Genomic DNA, 6,323 nt, shown 5'->3' with positions numbered 1-6,323 from the left:
GCGCCACCCGGACCGCGCGGCGCGGGGGCGGACCGGTGGCCTGGGCGGGGCCGCCCCGCGGCCTGGGGCCTACAGCCCCAGCGCCCCGCCCAGCGCCTGGGCCAGGGCCAGCGCGCCGCCGCTCGCGCCCACACCCGCCTGAATGGTCTCCAGCCAGCGGCGGACCCGGCCCTCCTCGATCGCCCGGCCCTCCTCCTGGGCGGTGACGATCTCGCCCTGCACCAGCTCCGCGTGCCCGACAAGACCGGGGCGCTCGCTACGGAGCTGCTGCACCAGCTCCGCCGCCAGCCGCGCCACGGCCTCGGCGGACGCGCCGTCCTGGTTGATCTCCACCCGGCCCTGCCCGGAGACATTGATGTTGGTGTTCTGGTTGCCGAACTGGTGCCGGCCGCCGCTGATGTCGCCGAAGTTGTAGGTGTTCACCGAGGACCCCGTTCCGTGGGTGTTGGGCGTGAGGTGTTGGCTGTGAGGTGTTGGGCGTGGTGTGTGCTGTGCGCTGGTGCGGAAGCGGTGGGCGGCGCCGCCGGATCAGGTGGTCTTGCCGCCGCCCGCGGGCTGTGCCTGCGGCCCGGCCTGGCCCTGCTGCCCGCCACCTCCCCCGCCGCCTCCCCCTCCGGGGGTGTTGGTGTTGGTGTTCTGGTTGCCGAACTGGTGCTGTCCGCCGGTGACCTGGCCGATGTTGTACGTCTGGTTGGTGATCACATTCTGGGCTTGGTCCAGGTCGCTGGTGTCGATGTTGTGATCCTTGAGGAACTTCCGCGTCGCGACCAGGACACCGTCCTGGAGCCTCTGCAGGACATCGGTGGCGTCCATGCGCTCGTCGTACTCCATCAGATCCGCGTCGGTGGCGGCGCGCTCGCGCAGGCTGTCCAGCGCCCCGTAGTCGTACACCACATGGTGCTTGGTGATCTCCCGCCGGATCTTCCGCAGCGTCCGGCGCCGGTCCGCGCCGTGCCAGTACCGCCGCAGGATCCGCCCGGGTGAGCCCAGCAGCATCCAGCGCAGACTGCTCGCGGTGAACTTCACCAGCGCCCACCACTCCTCGGTGCCCCCGAGCGGCAGATAGGCGACATAGTCGAACCGTGCCCGCACGGGCGGCAGAACATACGCCGCCACCTGCCAGGACAGCCGGTCGCCGGTCTTGCGCGCCCGCAGATGCATCGACACCACGTACTTGCCGCCGCTGCCGACCATCTCCAGGCTGAGATAGGTCCGCATGCCGCCGCCCTCGCGGAGCACACCGGACTGGACGAGCTGTTTGTCGATCCGCGCGAGGGGACGGCCCAGCGGGTCGGGCAGCAACTGCGCGCCGAGGCTGCGTACATGGAGCCCGCGCACATAGAGGCGATTACGGGCCCGCAGCCCATCCAGGCCCGCTATGTCGCCCATCTCCCGGGCCATGAACGTGTGCAGATCGACCGGGTCGAACGGCCTGATGGTGAGCTTGCCGCCGCCGGGCGCGTCCGCGGGCCGCCCGACGTCCAGGCTCGGCCAGACGAACTCCTTGATCTTCTCGCCGCTGCCGACGAACGGATTGACCGCCTCCGCCCGTGCGTCATACGGCACCACATTCGCCAGCCGCAGCGCCTTGAGCCGCTCCTCCGTCTTCGGGTCGAGCGCGGGCGCGAGATCCTGCGGTTTCCGCCTGTCCCGGTACGCCGCGCGGGCGGCCCGCCACGCCGAGTGCCCCGTGTGGTGGACCGCGCCCGCGGCCACCAGCAGCGCGACCCCGGTACCCGCCGCGAATCCCGTGGCCGCGCTCTGCCGGCCGTCCACCAGCGCCACCAGCGCGGCGACCAGCGTTCCGACCACCACGAGCAGCAGTACGGCAAGCTGTGTGTCCCGGAACCTCCGGCGCTGCTGCGCCGCCCTGGCGTGCCGCACCAGCGCCACCAGATTGATCCCGAGCGGCAGTCCGATCGCCTTCAGCCGGTCCGCCGTGAACTCGTCCAGCACTTCCTGGGCGAATCCCTCGTCCAGATGAGTGTGCGCGCACAGCAGCCGGGTAACCGCGTCATCGCGGTACTGCGGCAGGGGCGGCAAGGTTCGTGGCGTCATCGGTCCCCCTCCATCTGATGCCACCCTCCAGCCTAGAGAGAACCCCCGCGCCTGTCCCCCAATCGCGCACGTCCCCCCTCCAGCGACCGATCGGAGGCTCGCATACCCGGTCCGGCAAATCTGACCTGGCAAATCCAGCCCCGCCGGCGTTGGCCCGCCTGGAAACTCGCTACCTGGTCCGGCAAATCCGACAGCCGGGCAAATTCAGCCCCGCCGGCGTTTGAGGCGCTGGGGGTCCCCCCACGCCGCAGGGCGTAGGGGGCGGTTCGGGGCGGAGCCCCGGGAGCGGCTCGCGGTCTCGGCCGGGCCTGTGGCCGGACCGCCTCGCCGGGGCGTGTGCCCGGACACCCAGCCGGGCCGGAGGCTCACACCGCGGAGCCCCGGGAGCGGCTCGCGGTCTCGGCCGGGCCGGCGGCCGGACCGCCCGCGCCGATCGGGGACCCGGACACCCGGGCCGGAGGTCCACGGCGCGGAGCCCAGGGCACGCCAAGGCGCGTCAGCCCGGCAACACCACCCGCTCCACCCCCGCGTACACATTCATATTCGCTCCCCGCAGAAACCCCACCAGCGTCAGCCCCGCCTCCCCCGCCAGATCCACCGCCAGCGACGACGGCGCGGACACCGCGGCCAGCACCGGCACCCCGGCCATCACCGCCTTCTGGGCCAGCTCGAACGACGCCCGCCCCGAGACGAGCAGCACCGCCCGGGACAGGGGCAGGTCGCCGTTCTGCACCGCGCGGCCGATCAGTTTGTCCACCGCGTTGTGCCGTCCGACGTCCTCGCGGACATCGAGCAGCTCGCCGTCCTCGGTGAAGAGGGCGGCGGCATGGAGCCCGCCGGTCCGGTCGAAGACGCGCTGGGCCGCCCGCAGCCGGTCGGGCAGGAGCGAGAGCAGCGCGGGGGTGAGCCGTACCGGAGGGGTGTCGGCGATGGGGAAGCGGGCGTGCGTCCGTACGGCGTCGAGGCTGGCCTTGCCGCACAGACCGCACGACGACGTGGTGTAGACGTTCCGCTCCAGGGTGATGTCGGGGACAGGCACCCCGGGGGCCAGCTGGACATCCACCACGTTGTACGTATTGGTCCCGTCGGCGGTCGCCCCGGCGCAGTACACGATCGACCGCACCTCGTCCGCCGCCCCGATCACTCCCTCGCTGACCAGGAATCCCGCCGCGAGCGCGAAGTCGTCACCCGGGGTGCGCATGGTGATCGCGAGCGGCTTCCCGTTCAGCCGAATCTCCAGCGGTTCCTCGGCCACCAGGGTGTCGGGCCGGGTGGAGACCGCGCCGTCCCTGATCCGCAGGGTCCGGCGGCGCTCGGTGACCCGTCCCATGGTGCTCACATCCGATTCTGTGCTGCCGCGTACGGCGGTCCGTGCCTGCCGCGTACGGCTGTCCGTGGTGGAAGTCTCATTGTCCCGCGCCCCGACCCCGCCGGTCGCCCGGGGCGGGCCACCGTGACACCCTTGGGGAAGCTCCAAATTCCGCACCCGGAATCCTGTGGGATCACCTGCCCTCGTACCCGGGGGTAGCAGCGAAGACTGGGGCATTCGACTGCCCGCACGGAGGGGATCCGCACATGACCGGCTCACGCATCGTCGCACTCGGGCACTACCAGCCCGCAGCGGTGCTCACCAATGAGGACCTGGCGGCCCTGGTCGACACCAGCGACGAGTGGATCCGTTCCCGCGTCGGGATCGAGACCCGCCACCGGGCGGCGGACGACGAACCGGTCGACGAACTGGCCGCCCACGCGGGCGCCAAGGCACTCGCCGCCGCCGGGCTGACCCCCGGGGACATCGGGCTCGTCCTGGTCGCCACGTCCACGGCGATCGACCGCTCCCCGAACACGGCGGCGCGGGTCGCCGCCCGGCTCGGCATGGCCTCGCCCGCCGTGATGGACCTGAATGTGGTCTGCGCCGGGTTCACCCACGCCCTGGCCACCGCCGACCACGCCGTACGGGCCGGTTCGGCGGACCGGGTCCTGGTGATCGGCGCGGACAAGATGACCGCGATCACCGACTGGACCGACCGCACCACCTGTGTGCTGACCGGCGACGGCGCGGGCGCCGCGATCGTGGAGGCGTCGCCGGATGACGAGGAGCCCGGGATCGGCCCCGTGCTGTGGGGTTCGGTCCCGGCGATGGGCCACGCGGTACGGATCGAGGGCTCCCCGCCCCGGTTCGCCCAGGAGGGCCAGGCCGTCTACCGCTGGGCCACCACCCAGCTGCCGCCCATCGCGCGCCGGATCTGCGAGCGCGCCGGCGTGCTGCCGGAGGAGCTGGCCGCGCTGGTGCTGCACCAGGCGAATCTGCGGATCATCGAGCCCATGGCCCAGAAGATCGGCGCGGTGAACGCGGTGATCGCCCGCGATGTGGTGGAGTCAGGCAACACCTCGGCCGCCTCCATTCCGCTCGCCCTGGCCAAGCTCGTGGAGCGCGGTGAGATCGCGTCGGGCGACCCGGTGCTGCTGTTCGGCTTCGGCGGCAACCTCTCGTACGCCGGTCAGATCATCCGCTGCCCCTGAAGCGCCCCCGATGCGCCCCTCAAGCGACCGTGCGGGGCCCGGAAGCCAGGCAGACTGACGCCATGGTGACCAAGCGAAGCGCGGGGCTGCTGCTGTTCCGCGGCCGGGGCGAGAGCGTCGAGATCCTCATCGGCCATATGGGCGGACCCTTCTGGGAGGGCCGGGACGAGCAGTCCTGGTCGGTGCCGAAGGGGGAGTACACCCAGCAGGAGGCTCCCATGGCGGCGGCGCGGCGGGAGTTCGAGGAGGAGCTGGGGCTCGCGCCGCCCGTGGGGGAGTGGCGTCCGCTGGGTGAGGCCCGGCAGCCGGGCGGCAAGATCGTGACCGTCTGGGCCATGGAGGCGGACCTCGACACCGCGCTTGTGGTACCGGGGACCTTCACCATGGAGTGGCCCCCGCGCTCGGGGCGGATGGCCGAGTTCCCGGAGATCGACCGGGCGGAGTGGACCCCTCTGGCGCGCGCCTACCGCAGGCTCGTGGCCGGGCAGCGGGTCTTTCTCGACCGGCTGACGGAGCTGCTGAGCGCGGACCGGGAGCGCCGAATGCCTTGATCGTCCCCGAATGCCCCACCCTTTGTCCCGAGTGTGGAAGAAGTTGCGCCGGATCTCTGCGCAAGTTCTTCCCACTTGGAGAAAGCGCTGCTACGTTCCCCTCGAAAGCTCGATCAATGAGAGCGGATGGGGTTCCCCAATGCCGAAGGCCAGGGGAGGGGAGGGGCAGTTGAGACGCATGACCGCTCGACCTGCGAACGCGCATCAGGCGCGACTGCTGAAGCTGCTGCGCGACGGCGGGTCGAACTCCCGTGCCCAGCTCGGCGATCTGGTCGATCTGTCCCGCTCCAAACTGGCCGTCGAGGTCGACCGGCTGCTGGAGACCGGGCTGATCGTCGCCGACGGACTCGCCGCATCGCGCGGCGGACGCCGCTCCCACAACATCCGGCTCGCACCCGAACTGCGCTTCCTCGGCGTCGACATCGGCGCGACCTCGATAGATGTCGCGGTCACCAACGCGGAACTGGAGGTGCTCGGTCATCTCAACCACCCCATGGACGTCCGCGAGGGGCCCGTCGCGATCTTCGAGCAGGTGCTGTCGATGGCGGCCAAGCTCAGGGCCACCGGCCTCGCCGAGGGCTTCGACGGCGCGGGGATAGGTGTCCCGGGGCCGGTCCGCTTCCCCGAGGGCGTCCCGGTCGCCCCGCCGATCATGCCCGGCTGGGACGGCTTCCCCGTCCGTGAGGCCCTCAGTCAGGACCTCGGCTGTCCGGTCATGGTCGACAACGACGTGAATCTGATGGCGGTGGGGGAGCAGCACGCGGGTGTCGCCCGCTCCGTGGCCGACTTCCTCTGCGTCAAGATCGGTACGGGTATCGGCTGCGGCATCGTCGTCGGCGGCGAGGTCTACCGGGGCACCACCGGCAGCGCGGGCGACATCGGCCATATCCAGGTCGACCCCTACGGCCGCGCCTGCGCCTGCGGCAACAAGGGCTGTCTGGAGGCCCACTTCAGCGGTGCCGCGCTCGCGCGCGACGCCGAGGAAGCGGCCCGTGGCGGACGCTCCCCCGAACTCGCCGAACGGCTGGCGGCGGCCGGAAAGCTCAGCGCGATCGATGTGGCCGCCGCCGCTGCCGCCGGCGACAGCGCGTCACTCGAACTCATCCGCGAGGGCGGCAACCGGGTCGGCCAGGTCATCGCGGGACTCGTCAGCTTCTTCAACCCCGGTCGTGTGGTGATAGGCGGCGGGGT

General features: G+C 71.7%; 6 protein-coding genes. 3 read left to right on the top strand and 3 right to left on the bottom strand.

Going from position 1 to position 6,323, the window contains the following annotated elements; genetic code table 11:
- Nucleotides 1–69: 69 nt before the first annotated feature.
- The 3 genes from ACWF94_RS29755 to fdhD form a co-directional block, all read right to left on the bottom strand.
- On the bottom strand, nucleotides 70–423 hold the full coding sequence (locus tag ACWF94_RS29755; RefSeq protein WP_453495232.1) for a hypothetical protein: 354 nt from the start codon (nucleotides 421–423) through the stop codon (nucleotides 70–72).
- A 105-nt stretch (nucleotides 424–528) separates the two neighbouring features.
- Complete coding sequence (locus ACWF94_RS29750) at nucleotides 529–2,058, bottom strand: hypothetical protein (protein ID WP_453495229.1); 1,530 nt, start codon at nucleotides 2,056–2,058, stop codon at nucleotides 529–531.
- 496 nt (nucleotides 2,059–2,554) lie between these two features.
- Nucleotides 2,555–3,388 (bottom strand): formate dehydrogenase accessory sulfurtransferase FdhD, encoded by an 834-nt coding sequence (gene fdhD / locus ACWF94_RS29745; RefSeq protein WP_453495235.1) that lies wholly within the window; start codon nucleotides 3,386–3,388, stop codon nucleotides 2,555–2,557.
- A gap of 245 nt (nucleotides 3,389–3,633) precedes the next feature.
- Between fdhD and ACWF94_RS29740 the strand changes: the two genes are divergently transcribed.
- The 3 genes from ACWF94_RS29740 to ACWF94_RS29730 form a co-directional block, all read left to right on the top strand.
- Nucleotides 3,634–4,581 carry a beta-ketoacyl-ACP synthase III gene (locus ACWF94_RS29740; protein ID WP_453495226.1) on the top strand — a complete coding sequence of 316 codons (948 nt, stop codon included), beginning with the start codon at nucleotides 3,634–3,636 and terminating at the stop codon, nucleotides 4,579–4,581.
- A 62-nt stretch (nucleotides 4,582–4,643) separates the two neighbouring features.
- Complete coding sequence (locus ACWF94_RS29735) at nucleotides 4,644–5,132, top strand: NUDIX domain-containing protein (RefSeq protein ID WP_453495224.1); 489 nt, start codon at nucleotides 4,644–4,646, stop codon at nucleotides 5,130–5,132.
- Nucleotides 5,133–5,310: 178 nt separating this feature from the next.
- Nucleotides 5,311–6,323, top strand: a 1,013-nt coding sequence (locus tag ACWF94_RS29730) for an ROK family transcriptional regulator (protein WP_453495221.1), incomplete at its 3' end; no start/stop codon positions are given.

Source organism: Streptomyces sp. NPDC055078, assembly GCF_053607985.1.
Note: the sequence above shows the minus strand (reverse complement) of the source record. Positions and strands in the feature narration are given on the sequence as shown.